Consider the following 19,518-nt stretch of genomic DNA (forward strand, 5'->3'; position numbering starts at 1 on the left):
AGTCACCAGTCACCAGTCACCAGTCACCAGTCACCAGTCACCAGTCACCAGTTACCAAAACCCAAAAATTGCCTGTTTGTGGCTGGGAAATGGCATCGATCAGGTGAACGGCGATCGCTATACTTATATTTTTCTGCTTTCCGTCCATCCCGAACATCGTAAACGCGGTATTGGTTCAGCATTAATACAGTACGCTCATACCTTTGCCCGAGAGCGCGGCGATCGTCAAATTGGCTTGCATGTTTTCAGTCGCAATCGCCCTGCCTTAAACTTGTACCAACACTTCGGTTATGAATCGCAATCCCTTTTAATGGTAAAAAAACTTATAGAGCCAAAACAGTAAGCCGTTATTGGTTGGTGGAGAATGGAGACAAGACCCCATGACAGTAACCAATAACCCATCACGATAACCAATGAATGAAGACAATCTCAGCACTTTTGATATTGAGAGCGAGCTAGAAAGCCCTCTCGACGAAAAAACCGGCCAAGAAGCAGCCGCAACCCCCAATGTTGAGGAAATGCTATCCTTGCTCGAATCTCCCGATCCCCCTCAACGGACGATCGCAGCACGAGCATTTAGCGAAATTCAGGACGAACGAGCTATTCCTCATTTAATTCACCTCTTAACCGATATTTGTCCTCTCGTGCGAGTGAGCGCTGCTTACGGACTGGGGCGAAATACGAGTGCTGATGCTGTCGAACCCTTAATCGAACAATATTATCAAGATTGGAATGGGTATGTCCGCAAAGGAATTGTTTGGGCTTTGGGCAACTGTCGCGATCGCCGTTCTGTTGGACTCCTTGTCAAAGCCCTCAGAACCGATATTTCTGCCGTGCGTCTCTGGGCAGCAAGCGGACTGGCACAAATTGCTCATTTAGCCTATGAAGATGTTATCGTGACGATCGCTCCTCTCATTGAAGGGTTGCGTCGAGATCCCGTGCCTGCGGTACGAAGTAATTGTGCGTGGGCTTTAGGACAACTCGCTCGAGAATTACCCTCTAATGTCGTCTATGCCACGACGATCGATGCCCTCCTCGAAGCTCTCGTAGAAGATGAAGAATTTGGGGTCACAGAAGATGCTAAAGATGCCCTCCTTCGCGTTGGCGATCCCCGAGGGCTGCAAACCATCGAAGAACTCGAACTTGAAGGATTGATTTAGGTAAAAAATGAGGGAGCAATTTATCGATTGCTCACATAGTTTTTTCCAGATTTTATCAAAATTTCATCAAGATTTCTTAATCTGGGCTGATTTTTATGCCAAAAATTGTCAAAATAGATACAGAATTAAATATTTGGTTCTGAAAATGCGTCTCGAATATCTGACGAGGAGCTTGCCGCAAAATTTAAAACGTTTAATAAATAAGCATTTTAAGCAATCCGAGGAAATAAAATGAAACTTTGCTATCGTGGCATTAATTACAATCGCGAACCTTTATCCTTAGAAGTCTCTGAAAGCGAGATTGTGGGCAAATATCGGGGACAAGAATATCACCGTTGCTATCCCAGACACGTCCCCAAACTTAACCCCAAACCTCCCTTGCAATATCGAGGTTTAGCGTATCAAACTTGCCCGTTAATTCAAACCGAAGCAAGTTTAAATGCTCAACTTGCTGCGATCGCTAAAGCCTGCGGACAAATTTCCTCAATAGAGGACGAGCAAACTGAAAAGGCTGCGGATGTTCATCGGGCCAACTTGCGCCATAATCTCGATCGCCGCTTAGAAATTGCCAGAAATAAAGGCGATCGCAACTTAGTCAGTTTATTAGAGAAAGAGTGCGAACAATTGGCAATATAAAAGTATAGACTTCGATCTCGTAAAATTTTGAGTTTTGCGATCGCTACTAGCAAACAGTGCGATCGCATTTTTTTTGAGATTAATATAACCAATCGCGATAGTGAGGATGTTGCTCTTTCATCTCCTCATAAAGCCATACCATGCGATCGAGAAACCAAGTTTTTCCGAGAATCACCCAAGACAATCCTAAAAAAGTCGGCCAAACATGGAGTGCGACCAGTCCCCAAATGCACATCAAAAATCCGATCGCATTAACCAGATTGGTAAAAATGATGACAGGATTGTGATGTTCGGGAATGGGAACTTGCTGGCGATCGAGCCAAACTCGTTCCCCAAAAACAGCTTTAGAAGTCCAATTGTGCGTCGTGCGCGGTTTGGGAAATAAACGCGGATTGAGCCAAATCCACAATAAAATGATTGCGGTCGGTGCGATCGCCCCCCATCCCCACCAAACTCGACTCCAAATCGCCACAATGAGAAGAGGGAGGGAAAAATATCGCGTCCAGACGCTCCAAGGGTTGGCGTGACGTTCCCAGACCTCATCGGTCATCTGGAAAAAATTGGCCAGATCTCGAGCATAATTCATGGTCAAGCGATCGATTTTGTTAATTGAAAAAACTTTAATTTTAATCCTATTCTAAGATATGTCAAAATCAATTGAGTTCTCGGTCTTCACTGATGCCCAATTCTCGCCAACTTGCCTTTAATGCCCTCAAACAAATTTACGCGAAAGGCGCATATACTGATATTGCTCTCGATCGCGCCCTGAGAGATCCGGAAATTAAACCCACCGATCGGGGACTCACCACAGAATTAGTCTATGGTATCGTTCGCAGACAAAGAACCCTCGATACTCTCATCGACCAATTGGGAAAAAAGTCAGCCAAGCAACAACCTCTCGATTTACGCATCATCCTGCAAATTGGCTTATACCAATTGCGCTATCTCTCCCAAATTCCCGATTCTGCTGCGGTGAATACTGCCGTTGAATTAGCCAAAGACAATGGCTTTAAGCGTCTTGCTGGAGTCGTTAACGGCATTTTACGTCAATATTTGCGCCTTACCGCCCGAGAAGCCGATCCCTTAAAACTTCCAGAAGATCCGGTGCAATCTTTGGGAATTTTACATAGTTTTCCCAATTGGATGATTGAAAGCTGGATTCCTCAATTTGGCCGGGAAGAAACCGAAAAACTTTGTCAATGGTTTAACCAAACCCCCACGATCGATCTGCGAATTAATCCCCTCAAAATAACCCGCGAAGAAATGCGATCGCGTCTCGAAGATGCAGGCATTGCCACAACAATTTTACCCTTACTTCCCCAAGCCTTGCGCCTACAAGGAAAGAGCGGCAATATCTCTCAATTACCGGGCTTCACAGAAGGATTTTGGAGCGTCCAAGAAAGTAGCGCACAACTCGTAACTTACCTCCTCGATCCCCAACCCGGCGAAACAATTATTGATGCCTGTGCCGCACCCGGGGGCAAAACAACCCATATCGCCGAATTAATGGGCGATCGCGGCACAATATTTGCTCTCGATCGCCTTGCTAGTCGCCTGAGAAAAGTTCAACAAAACACCCAACGCTTGCAATTAAATTCTATTGAAATTCGCGAAGGAGATAGCTGTAATCTTCCCGAATTTGTTGGCCGTTGCGATCGGGTCTTATTAGATGCTCCTTGCTCGGGTTTGGGAACTTTACACCGCCATCCCGATATCCGTTGGCGACAAACTCCAGACAAAATCCCTCAACTGGTTGCTTTGCAACAAAACCTATTAGCAAGTGCCGCAACTTGGCTGAAACCGGGAGGTATTTTAGTTTACGCGACCTGCACCCTCAACCCTCAAGAAAACGAAGAAATTCTCGAGAATTTTCTGCAATCTCATCCCCAATGGTGCATTAAAAAACCCGCGATCGATTCTCCTTTTTCTGCCTTGATTTCTCCTCGGGGTTGGCTGAAAATCTTACCCACTCAACAGGCAATGGATGGATTTTTTATGGTTAAACTCATCAAGCCAGAAAAATACGAATCTTGATTTTATTAAGAAAAAGCGCGATCGCAAAAACAAAAATGTTAAAATAATCTAATCGAGAAAAATGCTTTGCAGGTAAAGAAATATGAAAACCGCAACCGCAAATCCCCATAAAACTAAAGAATTGTTTAAACTTCTCATGGCAGCCGCTTGGCTGGATGGCGAAATTCAAGTCGAAGAACGGGAATACTTGCATAAAATGGCAGAAGAGAACGCACTTTCCAACGATACCGACATTAAAGCCTTGCTCTCAGAAGCCAAACAAATCCCGATTTCCGATTGTTACGAGTGGGCTAAGGCTTATTTGGGAGAGAATCCCGGCCAAACCGACTACGAAGAATTACTCGAGAATCTGAGCGCCCTCATCTATAGCGATGGTGACGTACATACTGAAGAAGCCAAATTTTTAGTAGAATTGCAACAACTCGATCCCGCGATGGCTGCCCCACACTCAATTTTTGATGGTATTCTAAAAACCGTGCAAAAAGTATATCGAGCCGCCCTCAAAAAGCAGTCGTAACTCATTTCAAGACAACACAAGGAGAGCGTTTTGAGAAATCAACCCACCCCCAGCTTGCAACCCCTCATTGGAGGACTGATTGCCGCACTACTCGTTTTTATTGCCTTTAATTCTTTTGTGATTATTAACCCCGGTCAAGCCGGCGTTTTGAGCATTTTAGGAAAAGCTCAAGATTCAGCATTATTGGAAGGACTGCATTTTAAACCGCCTTTAATTTCTCAAGCAGATATCTATGATGTCACGGTACAAAAATTTGAAGTTCCCGCTCAAAGTTCAACCAAAGATTTACAGGAATTATCCGCAAGTTTTGCCATTAACTTTGCTCTCGATCCCATTCAAGTCGTTAAAATTCGCCGAGAACAAGGAACATTGCAAAATGTGGTTGCTAAAATCATTGCACCGCAAACTCAAGAAGCCTTTAAAATTGCTGCAGCTAAACGCACAGTAGAAGAATCCATCACCAAACGACCGGAACTTAAAGAAGACTTTGATAATGCTTTAACCGATCGCCTAGTAAAATATGGCATTCTTGTTCTCGATACCAGTGTTATCGATCTGAATTTCTCGAAAGAGTTTGCCCGAGCGGTAGAAGACAAGCAAATTGCCGAACAGAAAGCGCAACGAGCAATCTATGTTGCCCAAGAAGCAGAACAAGAAGCACAAGCAGATATTAACCGTGCTAAAGGTAAAGCTGAAGCACAACGCTTGCTTGCAGAAACCTTAAAAGCCCAAGGTGGGGAATTAGTCCTCCAAAAAGAAGCGATCGAAGCATGGCGACAAGGAGGCGCACAGATGCCCAAAGTTCTCGTTCTGGGAGATTCAAATTCAAGCGTTCCTTTCCTCTTTAATTTGAATTCTCCAGATGCTCAAGATAATGCTTAATCTTAACCCGATACAGATACGCCAGCCTTGAAAAAATAACATTTCGGCTCTCTCCAACTTTTCAAAGGAGAGAGCTTTTTCTTTGAAACCATGTATGACAAAATATTAAGAAATAGAATTGTAATCCAAAAAATACAATAATCTGCGATACCTATAGGTTTATACTTCGAGAATTGAATTGAAAAGCCATGAATAATTCCCAATTACCAAATTTTTCGATAGAAAGCATAGCAAACAAATGGAAAAAAAAAGGGTTTACTGTTGAGATTTATCAGAGTTCTCCCGGAACAGTATGGTCGAGCGAAGGGCATGAAACCGAGGAAATTTTCATTCCTTTAGAAGGGGAATTAGAAGTATCGTTTGGAGGGAATACGTATTGTCCTACGATTGGTGAAGAATGTATTATTCCCGCTTGCGAATCTCACACATTTAAAAGTAAAACAGTCAGTCGTTACTACTGGATTGCAGGCTATGAATTTGAGGAAGGTGTTAGCGGGAGTCGGATATCGCAGTTTTGATATTTAATGTATTATTTTGGGGTTCTTGAATTGCTTCCCCACTACTGAGTTTTCCCTCTACTAAGTCTTGTTGAATCGGAATTTCTATAACAAATTTTGTACCCTTTCCTAATTTTGAGTCAAAGGTTAGCTCGCCTTGATGTTTTTCTACAATTGTTTGATAACTGGTAAATAAACCTAAGCCTACACCTCGACCTAGAGGTTTCGTTGTAAAGAAAGGCTCGAATATTCGCGTTGCAATTGTCTTTTCGATTCCTATTCCATTATCTGCAATTGCAATTTTAACAGTTTCGCGATCGGTTAATTCTGTCTCGATCCGAATCCATAATTTTTCTTCTTCTCGATCGCTTTTTTGTTTTATTTTCTCATCTAAAGAATCGATCGCATTATCTAATATACTTAAAAACACCTGATTGATAGCTCTGACATAACAGGTGACATCGGGCAAGTTTTGGTAATCGGTGATAATTTCAATGAGAGATTGTCTTTTCGGATCGTTGAGTTTGCATCCTAAAATCATCAAACTGCCTTCAATTCCGTCATTAATATTCACCTCTTTAATTTCGGTTTCATCGAGACGTGAAAAATTTCTTAATTGATTAACAATCTTAGTGATGCGTTCTGCTCCTATTGTAACGGATTGTAGTAATTCTGGCAAATCTTGTATAATATAATTAATATTTTCTTCTTCTCGCAATTCTTTCTCGCTAGGTGTAATATGGGATAGTTTCAGATTTTTGTTTTGGACAAATAATAATAAATCTTCAAAATACGACTTAGCAATCTTAACATTACCAGAAATAAAATTAATTGGATTATTTATTTCATGAGCAATACCGGAAACAATTTTGAGCAATCCAGACATTGTTTGATTTTGAATAAGTTGTGCTTGTATTCGTTTTAAGCGTTGCAATGTTTCTTGTAAAATGGAGTTTTTTTGTTGTAGTTCAAGTTGTAGCGATCGCAATTTTAATTGATGTTTAATGCGAGCGAGAACTTCAACAGTTTCAAAAGGTTTGGTGATATAATCAGAGCCACCAAATTCAAAGGCTTTGACTTTGTTTAACACTTCATCTAAAGCACTAATAAAAATAATGGGAATATCGCAAGTTTGAGGATTATCTTTTAATTTTTCACAGACTTCATAGCCATCCATGTCTGGCATCATAATATCCAAAAGAATGAGATCGGGTAAAATAGCTTGACAAGACTTGAGAGCAAATCTACCATTAGAGGCAACTCGAACTTCATAACCTTCTTGTGATAACATTTGAGTTAGTACGCCTAAATTGGCAGGTATATCATCAACAACGAGGATACTAATAGATTCAGAAGGAGACGATTTAACATTCATGAATTTTTTCCTTGTTCAATTAACTGTAATAATTTATCAAGTTCGTAGCGATCGACGAGATTTCTTAAGGCAGTTGCAATTTCTGAGTGTTGTGGTTGAATTTCTGCAATTAAGCTTTGTATTTTTTTTACATTTCCTGTCAGGGTGATTTGATGCAGCGCTTGTAACCATTGTTCTGGTAAGATATTCAAATCATTTGGCGTTAATTTTGGAGCGACAGAAGAAGATGAGGTTTTGTCTAATTCTTCATAAATAAAAACAATATTCAAATGTTGTTCTAAGGTAAAAAAGATATCTTCTTCTCGAAATGGTTTGCGAATAAACTCATCAAACCCTGATGCCAGAACGGCTGCTCTTTCTTCTTCTAAAGCACTGGCAGTAATTGCAACAATTATGATACTTTTATTTTGAGAATCAGCTCGGATTTTTTGAGTTGCTTCATAACCATCCATGACAGGCATTCGTAAGTCCATTAAAATCAAATCTGGTTGCCACTGTTGCCAAATCTCAAAGGCTTTTTGACCATTTTCAGCTTCTTTTATTTCAAAGCCAAAAGATCTGAGTAATTTAATCAAAAGCTGACGATTAATAGGCTTATCATCCACTACTAAAATACGGAAAATTGGTTGATTGGGAGCCAGAGCGATCGCTCGCCGCTTTATTTTTCCAATAGTAAGATCTCCATTTTTAGCCAGACTGACTTGCATATTAAATTGAACTTTTGTTCCTTGCTCGAATTGACTTGTGACGCTAATATCTCCTCCCATTAACTGTATGAATTTACGAGAAATTGACAATCCCAAACCCGTTCCTTCTTGAGAATTTAAACCGCTTTGAGTTTGTCCAAAGGCTTCAAAAAGGCGATCGAGTTCTTCTGGTGCAATCCCCATGCCTGTATCTTCAATTTCAAATTGGATTATTGTTGGTTGTTTCTCGTTTGACGTGACGCGGAGAATAACTCCCCCTGTTTCGGTAAACTTAATCGCATTATTAATCAAATTAATTAAAACTTGACGTAGTTTTAATTCATCTGCATGAATAAAGCGCGGCAAATCGTCGCTCCGCTCAAAATAGAGTTGCAAGCGTTTTCCTTCGGCTTTGAGAAAAAACATATCCTCAAGATCGTCTAAGAGCCGATACAGGTCAAAATCTGAAGGAGATAGGGTCGTTTTTCCGGCTTCAATTTTAGATAAATTTAAAACATTATTAATGAGCGTTAATAAATACTCGCCACTACGATTGATGAGATTAACATTTTCTTGTTGTTCTGAGTCTAGTTTTTGCGATCGCGTGAGAATTTGCGAAAAACCGAGAATGGCATTGAGGGGAGTTCGTAATTCATGGCTCATATTCGCTAAAAATCTACTTTTGGCTCGATTGGCTGCATCAGCTTTTTCTTTAGCAATTTCTAATTGTTGGTTCGATTCTTCGAGTTCTGCGGTGCGTTCTTCCACGCGTTGCTCTAAAGTGGCAAAAGAATTTTGTAACTGTGCTGCCATACTATCAAAAGATTTGGCCAATTCTCCCAGTTCATCCTCTCGTTCCGTGGCTGCAATTTTCTGCCATTGACCCCGAGCGAGATCTTTGGCAGATTGATTGAGATGCAAGATTGGTTCTGTTACCCATCGTGCGGTTAAAATACCAACGATTGTGGCGATAATTAAAGCGAGGGTGCATAAAATGATGGTATTGCGAGTATTGGCTTGGATTTGTTCCATAAAATCGCTTTCGGGAATAACGACGACGATCAGCCATTCCAAACCAAATTCGTCGGTAAAGGGATCGAGCCAAACCAATTGTCGTTTTCCTTCGATTTGAAACTCGAGAGAGAGGGCTTCTTCGACTTGGGCAAGATCGCCAACAGATTGCTGAAGATATTTTCCCGTGGCACTCAGGAGAGCATTGGTGCTATTAAGGGGTGATATCCGTTCTATTTTTTCTCCTCGAACCTCAAAAGGTTGTTCTTCTGTAGAGGTTGCAATCAAATTGCCTTCGCGATCGATAATAAAGCTATAACCGGAACGACCGATGGGGAATGTTTTCAGGAAAGCGTTAATATGATCTAACGTAAAATCCACCGAAGTTACGCCTAATAAGCGATTGTCAGAATCGTAGATAGGATTGGCAATACTGAGATAAAGTGCTTGTAGCGTCGCACCGGAATAAATGTTGCCCCAACTCATCTGTTCGGCAACAATAGCATTTTTATACCAAGGCCGACTTTTCAAGTCGTAAGGTTTTCCTTCTGTTAGAGGTTGAGTTTTTCTTATTCCATTAAAATGAGTTCCATAGTAGGTTAAATAGTAATTATTAGCGCGATCGGCAATGGCAAACTGGAGGTTTCGATCTTTTGCTTGCTGGGTAATCCCCATATAAGCGCCGCTATCCTCGGCACCTAAACCACTCCACGAAACAGACTCGAAAAGACGAATTTGTTGCCAAAGGTAGCGCTCGTTACTTTTTGCTGACTCGGGGGAGTTTAAATCAAAACTCAGTTCGCCACGCTCGATCGCATTGGCATTAAGACGATTAATCAGTTTGGGGACGGCTAGATAGTTATCTAAATGCACGGCAATGCGATCGCCGATCTCTTCCTGTAGTTGCAGTGCTAAATCATTAGTTGCTTCTCGTCCGCTTTTAAAAGAAAGATAGCCTACTATTCCCACTGTGCCAAAGATTTGCACGACGAAGGGAAAAACTAAAACAATTCGTAATGGGAGCTTCGTTAGAATCCGATGAAAAAGTAGAGAAGACATCGCTAAGATGTGGATAAGATAGTATCTCTATAAGGATAGCTTTATTATAACTACATAGAATTATTTTTGTTAAGAAATTATTTTTATTTCATTTTTTTGAATATAATTACCTAATTGTAATTACCTAATCTACAATTTTCTATTATTTTTTGTTTGTATGAAAATCAAAGGCTAGCAATGTAAAGAAAAAAATCTCGCTAGAGTTTTGACATTTCTTTCTTGTATCACTAAAATAGCAGTCCAAAATAAATTTATTCTCTGGGTTTCTGTGGTGAATTCTCTTTTTATCCTCATATATTCACATAGTGTTATAAAAGCGAAAAATGGCAGCATCTACGATCGGAAAAAAAGCACAATTTTAAAAATATACTTTTATCAGCTATCAAAGTTAACAACAGTGTCTACTCTTTTATCAAGCAAAAAATATTTGGCAAAAGTTGCGGCTTTCAAACGAAGTTCTGTTAAAGCAGCATCAGCATAGAAGGCTGAATGTGCTGTTAAGAGAACTCTTTCAGAAGTTCTTAACTCATCAGGGATATTGGGTTCATCACTGAGAACATCTAGTCCTACAAAGCCAAGGGAATCTGCAAGAATGCTCTCAATGAGTGCTTCTTGCGCGATAACTTTTCCACGGGAAGTATTAATAAGTATTGTTTCTGGAGTCATGCGCTGCAATTCTTCTCGACCGATTAGATGTCGTGTTTCTTCAGTCAAAGCAACATGAAGCGTGATGATTTGAGCCAAGTCTATTAATTCTTCTAGTGTTTCACAGCGAGCTACACCATGCGCTTTTTCGATTCCTCTCGGCACGTAGGGATCGTAAAAGGTAACATTGAGACCAAAGGCGATCGCGCGTCTGGCAACAGCACTACCAATTCGCCCAAATCCAACGATCCCCAAAGTCATCCCTCGTAGTCGAGGGACGCTCCCGATCGCTCGCCAATTCCATTCTCGATTGCGAACATAGCGATCGACGATGAGCAGTTTACGGACTAAAGCTAGAATTAGGCCGAGGGTGTGATCGGCGACTTCTTCTGTGCCGTAATCGGGAACATTACACACAGGAATCCCTTGCCGGGCAGCAAAAGCCAGATCGATGTTATCGAATCCCACTGCTGCTCGAACAATACCTCGACAACACCGCAATCTGGCGAGAATATCTGCCTGAAGTGGGATCGGATGCCACGATACGATCGCATCAATATCTTCAATGCGGCCGATCAGTTCTTCTGCTTGATTGACTCGATGGACGATAACAGTAGCTTCGGGTTGGAGAACTTTTTGCTCAATGTCTGGTGTCTGAAGATAATCTCCGGGATCGGAATCGATGATGGCGACACGGAATTGATTCTGCTTGTCTCTGTATTTTTCTATCAATGTCAATACACTCTATCAATAACTGTATTTGTTTGTACTTTTAATAGCGAGCACGGGAATTTTTTTAAAATACCATACCAAGGCTTTCGCTACCAATGCACGTCAAGCCAAGAAAGAAATTTTTAATATTCTAGCTCTGAGCTTTTGCGATCGCTGCTCGTTTTCTCCATTAGAGTATTATAGTAAAAAATTGGCGCAAAAATGTCAAAAATTCTTATTCTGGAAGAGCCAAATTCAAGCCAGCCTTTCCTCTTTAATTTAAATCCTCAAAACGATTGAAATAATGTTTGAGTTGGATACGGCACGTCTCTACGATGCCGACCTTATATTGCTTCAAGTTTTAGGCAACCACTCTTTCCAACTTAAAAAATGAGAGAGTTTCTTTTTTGTAGTAAAATCGAATTTACAAGAATCACTGCTTTTCTTTTTGTTTATGTTTGCTAGTTCTCTACCTGCTGATGTTGTTAATCTCAGCGAAGACACCTCGATCGCACTCGCGCAAAAAATTGTTGTTCACCCGATAGAAACCCCTTTAAGCGATCGCGCCATTTCTACAGCTTATGCTCGTTATGGGGAAGGAAACGCGCCGATTGTATTCTTACATGGCTTTGATAGCTCTATTTTTGAATTTCGCCGCTTGCTCCCGTTACTCGCAAGCGATCGCCAAGAATCTAGAACAACTTTTGCGGTAGATCTTTTGGGATTTGGGTTTACCGAACGTCGTTTAGAAATTCCTTTCGATACAGATGCCATTAAAATTCATCTCCATGCCTTTTGGAAAACGATAATCAAGCAACCGATCGTATTAGTTGGGGCATCAATGGGAGGTGCAACAGCTATCGATTTTACCTTAACTTATCCAGAAGCAGTCGAGAAGTTGATACTGCTTGATAGTGCGGGAATTGCTCAACCTCCCGCCCTTTGGAAGTTATTATTTTCTCCTCTCGATCGCTGGGCGACCAACTTTTTATCCAATCCTAAAGTGAGAGAAAATATTAGTAAAGCTGCCTATTTCGATCGACGTTTCGTAACCAATGATGCCAATTTATGCGCCAATTTACACTTACAATGTACCTATTGGCAGGAAGCCTTAATGGCCTTTACCAAAAGTGGCGGCTACGGTTCATTTTTACAGCATTTACCCGCGATCGCGCCACCGACCTTAACTATTTGGGGACGCAATGACAAAATTTTAGGCACGAAAGATGCCGAAATATTTCAGCAACATATTCCCAATAATAAATTAGTGTGGGTCGATCGCTGCGGTCACGTCCCTCATTTAGAACAGCCGCAAAAGACAGCAGCAGCGATCGCTCAGTTTGTTTGCGATCGTCACACTTCTGAGGTTTTATAAAAGAATTCTCCTGCAAATTTGCAAACGAAGACCTAAAGAATGATAAAAGCCATAAGTTCTGTTTACTGATAACTGATAACTGTTAAAAACGTTCGCCAATATTAAAGTAAACGGCACTATCGCCATTATCGCTAAAACTCAATTCAAAACGAAATAATCCAATCGAAGTTTTAGTCAATAATCCTATGCCAAACCCAAACCCATCACCGGGTTTTTGTCGTACTTCACCGGGTTGGCCGAGAATATTATCCCCCGTTCCTAACACGGAACCATAATCAACAAAGATACTCCCTACCAGATCTAAAGGTTCGTTAAATAACTTGATAGAAGAGACAGGAAAACGGTATTCAGCCGTCGCCAAAAGAAAACTGCGACCCGTACCAATATCTCCAACATCATAACCGCGAATCGAGCCTCCTCCTCCTAAAGTAAACCCTTCATAAGGAGGGACTTCACCCAAAATTGTTCCTCCTTGCAAATTCAAAACCAAAGTTCTCGGACCTTCAGTAAAACCAAACAGATCCACAGGAATAAACTGTGTTAAATTTCCACTCAAGCGATTAAAAGCAATATTCGCATCTCCTATAGGAATCGCTTGATCTAAACCCAAACGAATGCGAGTTCCTTGACTGGGAAATTGAGAATCATCAACATTATTGTATAAAGCAGAAATATTTAGCGTTAACAGATCGTCTTGTCCGCGATCGCTAACAGTTAATCGATTGCCCAACTCATCGATAGGCTCTAGACTCGACGAAAACAAATCATCTCGAATAGAGACTTTATGATAGTTTGCACCAAAAGCAACGCTCCATTCCGGACTAAAGATTTGCAAGTATTCTACTCCAGCCCCGAGGCTATCAAAAATAGGCTTATTGCCATTCGGTAAATTAACCTCGCGATCGCCACCATTAAAGGCGGGGTATTCTGTTTGGATATTGGCAATATTGAAAGATATTCTTGAGGTTTCATCATCGTGAAAATAACTGAGATCGAAACCAAAAGATTTCGGATCGAGAACCCAAAGATCTCCACCTAAAATTAATAGTAAATTATTGGTCGTGCCAAATTTTTGACGAAAGTAAGCAGTTGCAGGTAAGTTAGCAGAAGTCCGCGTTCCTCTGAGAACAGGTCTAGCTCGAACTTGTCCTTGTAATGCTGTCGGTTCGCCGATAAAAACCCCTAAACCAAAGTCACTCGAAAAAGGAATATTCAGATCGCCGCCTAATACTTCTTGTTCGACTTCTATTTCATTTTCTGTACCGGAATTTTCTGTTTCGTTCTCTTCTTGTGCGATGAGATCTGTAGCTTCAAAACTCACTGTCCCTAAAGAAGGTAAATAATTATCTTCTTCTATATCTGATGAGTTTATTGCTGGAGAAGGAAGCAATTCTTGTTCTTGTTTATCTTCTGCGATCGCATTATTTTTTTGCTTTTTTTTAATCAATGCTCTTGCAGTCTCAAAACTTAACTCATCTAACGAATCAAAATCACGATCGCGTTCTTCTCTCAAAGATTCCCATAACAATGACACGAAAAAATCAACCGAGTCATCTTGACCGGAAAATTCGGGGTTTTCTGCAATTAAATTTTTCTGTTCCTCTTCTAAAATCGATATATTGGCTGTCTCGATATCAAACTCTTCTAATTGTTGTTTTTCTACAACAAAAGGCGCAACTGAAGAAGATGAAACAGATTGAATACTTTTGCTTTTAGGGGAATCGGTGTGCAATCCTTCTGCGATCGCCATATCTGACCCACGATCGATATTGGGATTCATATTTTGTCCCCAAGTCTTTCCCGCAGATAAATTCACGGTCGTCGAACCAAGCAATATAATACCGAGACGAAAAATCGAAGCAGTCGATAATGTTGACATAGAAAAATCTTGACTTAATAAGTTTTGTAAAGATTTCAAGCGCAATCTCACGCTAGACAATAACAAACACCGAATAACATTCGGATCGGCTAAAAAGCGGATTGAATTGTTCTCGGAGGATTGCGATCGCTGGCAAAATTATACAACTTAAAATTACGGTATTATCGATGAAATCAAGACAATGGCTCTCAACGAAATATGAATAAAAGTTTGTGTTTGCTTGTTTCAGGGGTGATAACTTTTTTCTCAGCACTGTTGCTCTCAATTCTTTTTTCGCTTCCGAGCTACGCTCACTCAGAAGATCTGACTGTAGCAGAAATTACCGTTACCGAGACCCAAGCAGCAGTGACGCTAACTTTTCCGACCTTCTTCATTTCCGCTCTGGATGACGATCGCAGCGGCCAGCTTTCCCCGCCAGAAATTCGCAAGCATGACAACGCTCTCATTTCTTATTTAAGCGATCGCTTTGTTTTGAGCGATCGTCAAGGTCGCACGGGAAAGATTACCGTACAATCTGCCAATAACCCCCCATTGGCCGCTCATACGAATACGACCCTCTACCTCAATTACACTTGGTTGGAACCTCTGCAACGCCTGAACATTGACTATCGTCTTTTTACCCCTGAAACGCCCTCTGCTCACTGTCTTGCCACCATTCACCACGCCGGGCAATCTCAAAGCATTATTCTCAGCACCACCGATCGCAACTTTTCTCTCACTTTAAATAGTCAAGACCCGACAGATTTGCTGCATCGAGGCGGGTTGCTCGCGATCGCGGCGGCTTTTGTTTGGGGAGGCACTCACGCCCTTTCTCCCGGTCACGGTAAAACCCTATTAGGGGCGTATTTAATGGGAACGAAGGCAACCTCTCGTCATGCTCTATTTCTGGGGCTGACCGTGACTCTCACCCATACGATCGGCGTGTTTGCAATGGGTTTGATTGCGCTTTTTGCCTCTCGCTATATTCTCCCCGAGCAGCTTTACCCGTGGTTGAGTTTGACCTCTGGGATCGCCGTCGGTGCGATCGGGTTGAAATTGGTGATACAACGCGGACGAAGAGAGAAACATCATCACCATTCTCACCCTCATTCTCACTCCGATGCAGAAGTCTTAGCGACAGATAATACTTCTGTAACTTGGAAAAATCTGATTGCTTTGGGTGTTTCTGGCGGTCTCGTCCCTTGTCCTGCAGCTTTAGTTCTTCTGTTGAGCGCGATCGCTTGGGGTCAAATTGCTTTTGGTTTAGCATTGGTAATATTTTTTAGCATCGGTTTGGCGATTACTTTAACCAGTTTGGGATTATTCCTTGTGAATGCCAAACAACAGGTTGAAAAATTGCCCGGAATGCCCCATTTTTTGGAAAGATTGCCAATTTTAAGTGCTGTTGCGATCGCGATCGTCGGTTTGGGAATTTGCCTGCGAGCAGCTATCCAAATTGAAGGATTTTGAGGCTTATTGTTATGTTTTAGTGCAATTATTGCGAGAGCCATAACAACCCGCAAATCTTACTCTTTTTAACACAAAAATTGAATGCGATCGCAAAAACAAATCGCATTCAATTCTCTTGAATATTATCTTGAATGTCAACTCATGGTAATCCCCGGAGCATAGGCTTCAACGACCGAACCCGTGCGAGAACAGTTAATCATGAGATAATCGCAGGAAGGGCATTGGGTTTGTACAATTTGATGTTTGAGCAAGTAATGGCGTTCGGCATGACTTCCACAGTTCGGACATCTTACTTTTTCAATTTTCGTTGTTTCTATTTTCGTGGCTTCTATTTTTGACATTTTAAAATTTTCCTTGTTAATGAAATTGACAAATTTATCAAACTGATATTCTCAAAAAAATTGCTTGTTTTATTATTATTATTTTCATTATCTCAACAAAAAGTAAGATTGTCAATTTATTTTATCTCCTAATTTGCTTACGATTTTGGCGATCGCTAATATTGGTTAAAAGCCTGACTTGAAAAAACTCCTCGATCAATTTTTCTATTGAATAGAAAACGATGTGACTTCAATACACTTATCAAACGCGATCGCTTTAATTCATACCTTGATAGAGGAAATCATCAGCTTGTATTGTAGAAGATGAAGTTAAAACAAGGATTAAAATTAATGGCAGTTGAATGGCAAGTCGTCAAAACTTACGAAGACATTCTGTATCATAAATTAGCTGGAATTGCGAAAATCACAATTAATCGCCCTCACAAACGCAATGCCTTTCGTCCGAAAACAGTTTTTGAACTCTACGATGCCTTTTGTGATGCACGAGAAGACAACCAAATCGGCGTGATTCTATTGACAGGTGCCGGACCTCATACTGATGGAAAATATGCGTTTTGTTCCGGGGGCGACCAAAGCGTCAGAGGAGAAGCCGGGTATGTCGATGATAGTGGTGTTCCTCGCTTGAATGTTTTGGACTTACAACGTCTCATTCGATCGCTCCCCAAAGTTTCGATCGCTCTTGTTGCCGGGTATGCGATCGGTGGCGGTCACGTGCTGCATTTAATTTGCGACCTAACCATCGCTGCCGATAATGCCATTTTCGGGCAAACGGGTCCGAAAGTGGGCAGTTTTGACGGTGGTTTTGGAGCTTCTTATCTCGCTCGCATTGTCGGTCACAAGAAGGCTCGCGAAATTTGGTTTTTATGCCGTCAATACAGCGCTCGAGATGCCTTAGAGATGGGTTTGGTAAATTGTGTCGTTCCGGTAGACCAATTGGAAGCAGAAGGCATTGGTTGGGCTACGGAAATTCTTGAAAAGAGTCCGATCGCTATTCGCTGTCTCAAAGCTGCATTTAATGCCGACTGCGACGGACAGGCTGGGTTACAAGAACTTGCCGGGAATGCCACGATGCTCTACTACATGACCGAGGAAGGCAGCGAAGGCAAACAAGCCTTTTTAGAAAAACGAAAGCCTAATTTTCGTCAATATCCTTGGCGGCCCTGAACAATGAACAATAAGCAATGAACAATTGAAAATCTTTTAAGCGGTTTGGGTTTGGGTTTGAGGGGTGACGGGAAGGTGAGGATGGGATTGCGATTCGTTACTTTCCTCCGAGCAACTCAAACTCAATGAATGTTCGAGATGAACGATTTCGGCATCCCAATCTTGCCAAGATGACTGGGCAAAAGGATGAGCAGCGAGGCTACAGGCTTTCCAACATCCTTTCACGGGAACGCTCAGTTGTTGGCAGGTTCCTCCTCGTCTTCCTTCGGGAGAATAAAAAATACAGCAGCGACAGGTAGATGTAAAAATTTTTTCAGTATTCATGGGGATTATTCGGAGTATTAAAACGGGATTTATCGAGGCTTTATATGTTTCTATTGTGGTTCGCTTTCCGGAAGAACGCATCATTATGTAATAAATAGATACATATTTTGCTCGCCCTGACGAAGGAATGTGAACTTTGGTTACTAAAACCGGAGCGGCATTAAGCTAAAACTATCGGGGATCAAGCAAAAAACCATGTTAAAACACCTTGTTTGCAGAATTTAGACTTAAGCATTAAGGCTAGGATAACCCGTGAGTCAGTGCTGAAGAGTTTTTTTAATATTTTCTTTACGGTGTGTTTTGATAAACCGTGCTATCCGCAATATCACTCAATCTGAAGCAGCCCTACTCGTCGTGGTTTTTGTTAAGATTTAGCGAGGCATCGATCGCACTTTTACTGAGAGCATTTGTAGCGATCTATACAGTTATACCGAGAAAAATTTCCCCCTCTCGAGAGAAAAAATCGCAGCGAGACAGAAAGGGCAATGTATGATGTTGAAGTGAGAGTCTGTCACCGATTCGAGAGTGCGTTATGAGTCAAAATTCTACTGCTGAATCCCCCAATCCATCCAACCTTAATCCCTTATTAGAAGAGGCTTTGGGCTGTTTGGACGTACAGATTGAAGATGAACTGGCACGCTATCGAAAAGCGAGATCGCTGCAACAGCCGGAAGGAGGGCGTGTCAACCCGCAAATTACGTATCCTCAGCCCCCACCCCCGGGAACTACGGTGCTACCGTTACCGAATTTAGGACAGGAAACGATTTCAGATTCCCCAACAACTACCCACAAAGCGATCGATAATCAGATTGCTGATTTTACGCGGGAATCTACGACAGAAGGTGCAGATTCCTCAAAAAGTAGTGTTTCTCAAGAAGCAGAGACAGAAGCCCCCCAAGAATATTTGGCCTCCTCAGAACAACTTTTGCGAAATGTCGCGGCCTCGGAAGAAAAAGAACCTGTAGAGAAAAAGAAAGGGTTGAGCGATCGCCTTTTAACGCCGATGGGTGTGGGGGCAGTGTTAATGTTCGGCATCGCTATGACACTGTTAGGAACAACGTTATTTTATCCCGAGCTATTGATGCAGTTGGCTGGAGAAGAAAATAATGAGGATGTAGAAACGGCAAGTCAACCCGAAACCCCAGATTCGTCACCGACAGCACCCCCCGAATCTTCTCCTCTCAGCCTCACGGGTCCGAATTTAGCCACGGATGAATTTGCCCCAGTGAATCCAGATTCTCTCAGTACCGTGGAAACCAATCCCAATTCCTCCGCTTCTCCTGCATTACCGACTCCCGATATCGCGCTACCTTCACCGACTCCCGCACCTCCATCCCCACCCACAACGGCTTCAGACCTCACGACGGCATTATTGCCCCCCAATCTCTCTCAGTCGAACCAACCTCCTGTACCACCAGTCATTACACCTTCTCCGACCTTTTCACCGACTCCTGCACCGGAGTCCTCCCCAGAATCTTCAGCTACTCCCGATCCCTTGGTGGAAAACGCACCGACGGCTCCTGGTCGCGGCGATCGCTTTTATTATGTGGTCGTGGATTATGCTGGGGGGGCATCTCTGCAACAAGCCCGCAGGATCGTACCTGAATCCTACGTTCGTAATTTCCCTCAAGGGGCGCAGATTCAAATGGGGGCATTTTCGTTAGAACGGGATGCCCAAACCCTGATGACTCGTCTCGAACAACAGGGAATTAAGGCAACAATCTATCGTCGTCAGTAGAGAATTGAGTCTCTCGACGTTATGAGAGAGTGAAG

General features: G+C 42.0%; 18 protein-coding genes. 11 read left to right on the forward strand and 7 right to left on the reverse strand.

Going from position 1 to position 19,518, the window contains the following annotated elements:
* From AC6RV6_RS12305 to pirA, 3 genes are all read left to right on the forward strand, one after another.
* Positions 1 to 343 (forward strand): GNAT family N-acetyltransferase (locus AC6RV6_RS12305; RefSeq protein ID WP_500241139.1); only part of this gene is annotated, 343 nt, incomplete at its 5' end.
* Positions 344 to 413: 70 nt separating this feature from the next.
* Positions 414 to 1,160 (forward strand): HEAT repeat domain-containing protein, encoded by a 747-nt coding sequence (locus AC6RV6_RS12310; protein ID WP_500241140.1) that lies wholly within the window; start codon positions 414 to 416, stop codon positions 1,158 to 1,160.
* 231 nt (positions 1,161 to 1,391) lie between these two features.
* Complete coding sequence (pirA, locus tag AC6RV6_RS12315) at positions 1,392 to 1,796, forward strand: arginine synthesis PII-interacting regulator PirA (protein ID WP_500241141.1); 405 nt, start codon at positions 1,392 to 1,394, stop codon at positions 1,794 to 1,796.
* A 79-nt stretch (positions 1,797 to 1,875) separates the two neighbouring features.
* Here pirA and AC6RV6_RS12320 read toward each other — a convergent pair whose 3' ends face one another.
* Positions 1,876 to 2,382, reverse strand: a complete 507-nt coding sequence (locus AC6RV6_RS12320) for a DUF6653 family protein (RefSeq protein WP_500241142.1) — start codon at positions 2,380 to 2,382, stop codon at positions 1,876 to 1,878.
* A 92-nt stretch (positions 2,383 to 2,474) separates the two neighbouring features.
* Between AC6RV6_RS12320 and AC6RV6_RS12325 the strand changes: the two genes are divergently transcribed.
* From AC6RV6_RS12325 to AC6RV6_RS12340, 4 genes are all read left to right on the forward strand, one after another.
* Positions 2,475 to 3,830 (forward strand): 16S rRNA (cytosine(967)-C(5))-methyltransferase, encoded by a 1,356-nt coding sequence (locus tag AC6RV6_RS12325; RefSeq protein ID WP_500241143.1) that lies wholly within the window; start codon positions 2,475 to 2,477, stop codon positions 3,828 to 3,830.
* An 82-nt stretch (positions 3,831 to 3,912) separates the two neighbouring features.
* Positions 3,913 to 4,347 (forward strand): tellurite resistance TerB family protein, encoded by a 435-nt coding sequence (locus tag AC6RV6_RS12330; protein WP_500241144.1) that lies wholly within the window; start codon positions 3,913 to 3,915, stop codon positions 4,345 to 4,347.
* Positions 4,348 to 4,377: 30 nt separating this feature from the next.
* Positions 4,378 to 5,229, forward strand: coding sequence for a prohibitin family protein (locus AC6RV6_RS12335; RefSeq protein ID WP_500241145.1), 852 nt, complete (start codon positions 4,378 to 4,380; stop codon positions 5,227 to 5,229).
* 188 nt (positions 5,230 to 5,417) lie between these two features.
* Positions 5,418 to 5,747, forward strand: coding sequence for a cupin domain-containing protein (locus AC6RV6_RS12340; protein WP_500241146.1), 330 nt, complete (start codon positions 5,418 to 5,420; stop codon positions 5,745 to 5,747).
* Here AC6RV6_RS12340 and AC6RV6_RS12345 read toward each other — a convergent pair.
* The 3 genes from AC6RV6_RS12345 to AC6RV6_RS12355 form a co-directional block, all read right to left on the reverse strand.
* The gene (locus AC6RV6_RS12345; protein WP_500241147.1) at positions 5,719 to 7,101 is read right to left on the reverse strand and encodes a sensor histidine kinase; all 1,383 of its coding nucleotides are present in this window, start codon (positions 7,099 to 7,101) and stop codon (positions 5,719 to 5,721) included. The two genes, AC6RV6_RS12340 and AC6RV6_RS12345, sit on opposite strands and share 29 nt — an antisense overlap.
* The gene (locus tag AC6RV6_RS12350; RefSeq protein WP_500241148.1) at positions 7,098 to 9,857 is read right to left on the reverse strand and encodes a hybrid sensor histidine kinase/response regulator; all 2,760 of its coding nucleotides are present in this window, start codon (positions 9,855 to 9,857) and stop codon (positions 7,098 to 7,100) included. Before AC6RV6_RS12350 ends, AC6RV6_RS12345 begins: the two co-directional genes overlap by 4 nt.
* Before the next feature lie 375 nt (positions 9,858 to 10,232).
* Positions 10,233 to 11,234: a C-terminal binding protein gene (locus tag AC6RV6_RS12355; RefSeq protein WP_500241149.1), complete on the reverse strand. Its 1,002-nt coding sequence runs from the start codon at positions 11,232 to 11,234 to the stop codon at positions 10,233 to 10,235.
* 433 nt (positions 11,235 to 11,667) lie between these two features.
* Between AC6RV6_RS12355 and AC6RV6_RS12360 the strand changes: the two genes are divergently transcribed.
* Positions 11,668 to 12,588, forward strand: a complete 921-nt coding sequence (locus AC6RV6_RS12360; RefSeq protein ID WP_500241150.1) for an alpha/beta fold hydrolase — start codon at positions 11,668 to 11,670, stop codon at positions 12,586 to 12,588.
* Between the two features lie 82 nt (positions 12,589 to 12,670).
* Here AC6RV6_RS12360 and AC6RV6_RS12365 read toward each other — a convergent pair whose 3' ends face one another.
* Positions 12,671 to 14,467: a BamA/TamA family outer membrane protein gene (locus AC6RV6_RS12365; protein ID WP_500241151.1), complete on the reverse strand. Its 1,797-nt coding sequence runs from the start codon at positions 14,465 to 14,467 to the stop codon at positions 12,671 to 12,673.
* A 198-nt stretch (positions 14,468 to 14,665) separates the two neighbouring features.
* On the opposite strand from AC6RV6_RS12365, the gene AC6RV6_RS12370 reads away from it, so the two are divergent.
* Complete coding sequence (locus AC6RV6_RS12370) at positions 14,666 to 15,916, forward strand: nickel/cobalt transporter (RefSeq protein ID WP_500241152.1); 1,251 nt, start codon at positions 14,666 to 14,668, stop codon at positions 15,914 to 15,916.
* Between the two features lie 134 nt (positions 15,917 to 16,050).
* Here AC6RV6_RS12370 and AC6RV6_RS12375 read toward each other — a convergent pair whose 3' ends face one another.
* Complete coding sequence (locus AC6RV6_RS12375) at positions 16,051 to 16,257, reverse strand: replication restart DNA helicase PriA (RefSeq protein WP_500241153.1); 207 nt, start codon at positions 16,255 to 16,257, stop codon at positions 16,051 to 16,053.
* Positions 16,258 to 16,587: 330 nt separating this feature from the next.
* On the opposite strand from AC6RV6_RS12375, the gene menB reads away from it, so the two are divergent.
* The gene (menB, locus tag AC6RV6_RS12380) at positions 16,588 to 17,421 is read left to right on the forward strand and encodes a 1,4-dihydroxy-2-naphthoyl-CoA synthase (protein ID WP_500241244.1); all 834 of its coding nucleotides are present in this window, start codon (positions 16,588 to 16,590) and stop codon (positions 17,419 to 17,421) included.
* 36 nt (positions 17,422 to 17,457) lie between these two features.
* Here menB and AC6RV6_RS12385 read toward each other — a convergent pair whose 3' ends face one another.
* The gene (locus AC6RV6_RS12385) at positions 17,458 to 17,745 is read right to left on the reverse strand and encodes a hypothetical protein (protein ID WP_500241154.1); all 288 of its coding nucleotides are present in this window, start codon (positions 17,743 to 17,745) and stop codon (positions 17,458 to 17,460) included.
* Between the two features lie 532 nt (positions 17,746 to 18,277).
* Between AC6RV6_RS12385 and AC6RV6_RS12390 the strand changes: the two genes are divergently transcribed.
* Complete coding sequence (locus tag AC6RV6_RS12390) at positions 18,278 to 19,483, forward strand: SPOR domain-containing protein (RefSeq protein ID WP_500241155.1); 1,206 nt, start codon at positions 18,278 to 18,280, stop codon at positions 19,481 to 19,483.
* Positions 19,484 to 19,518 lie beyond the last annotated feature (35 nt).

The sequence above is a fragment of the Spirulina sp. LEGE 11439 genome, from assembly GCF_059821285.1.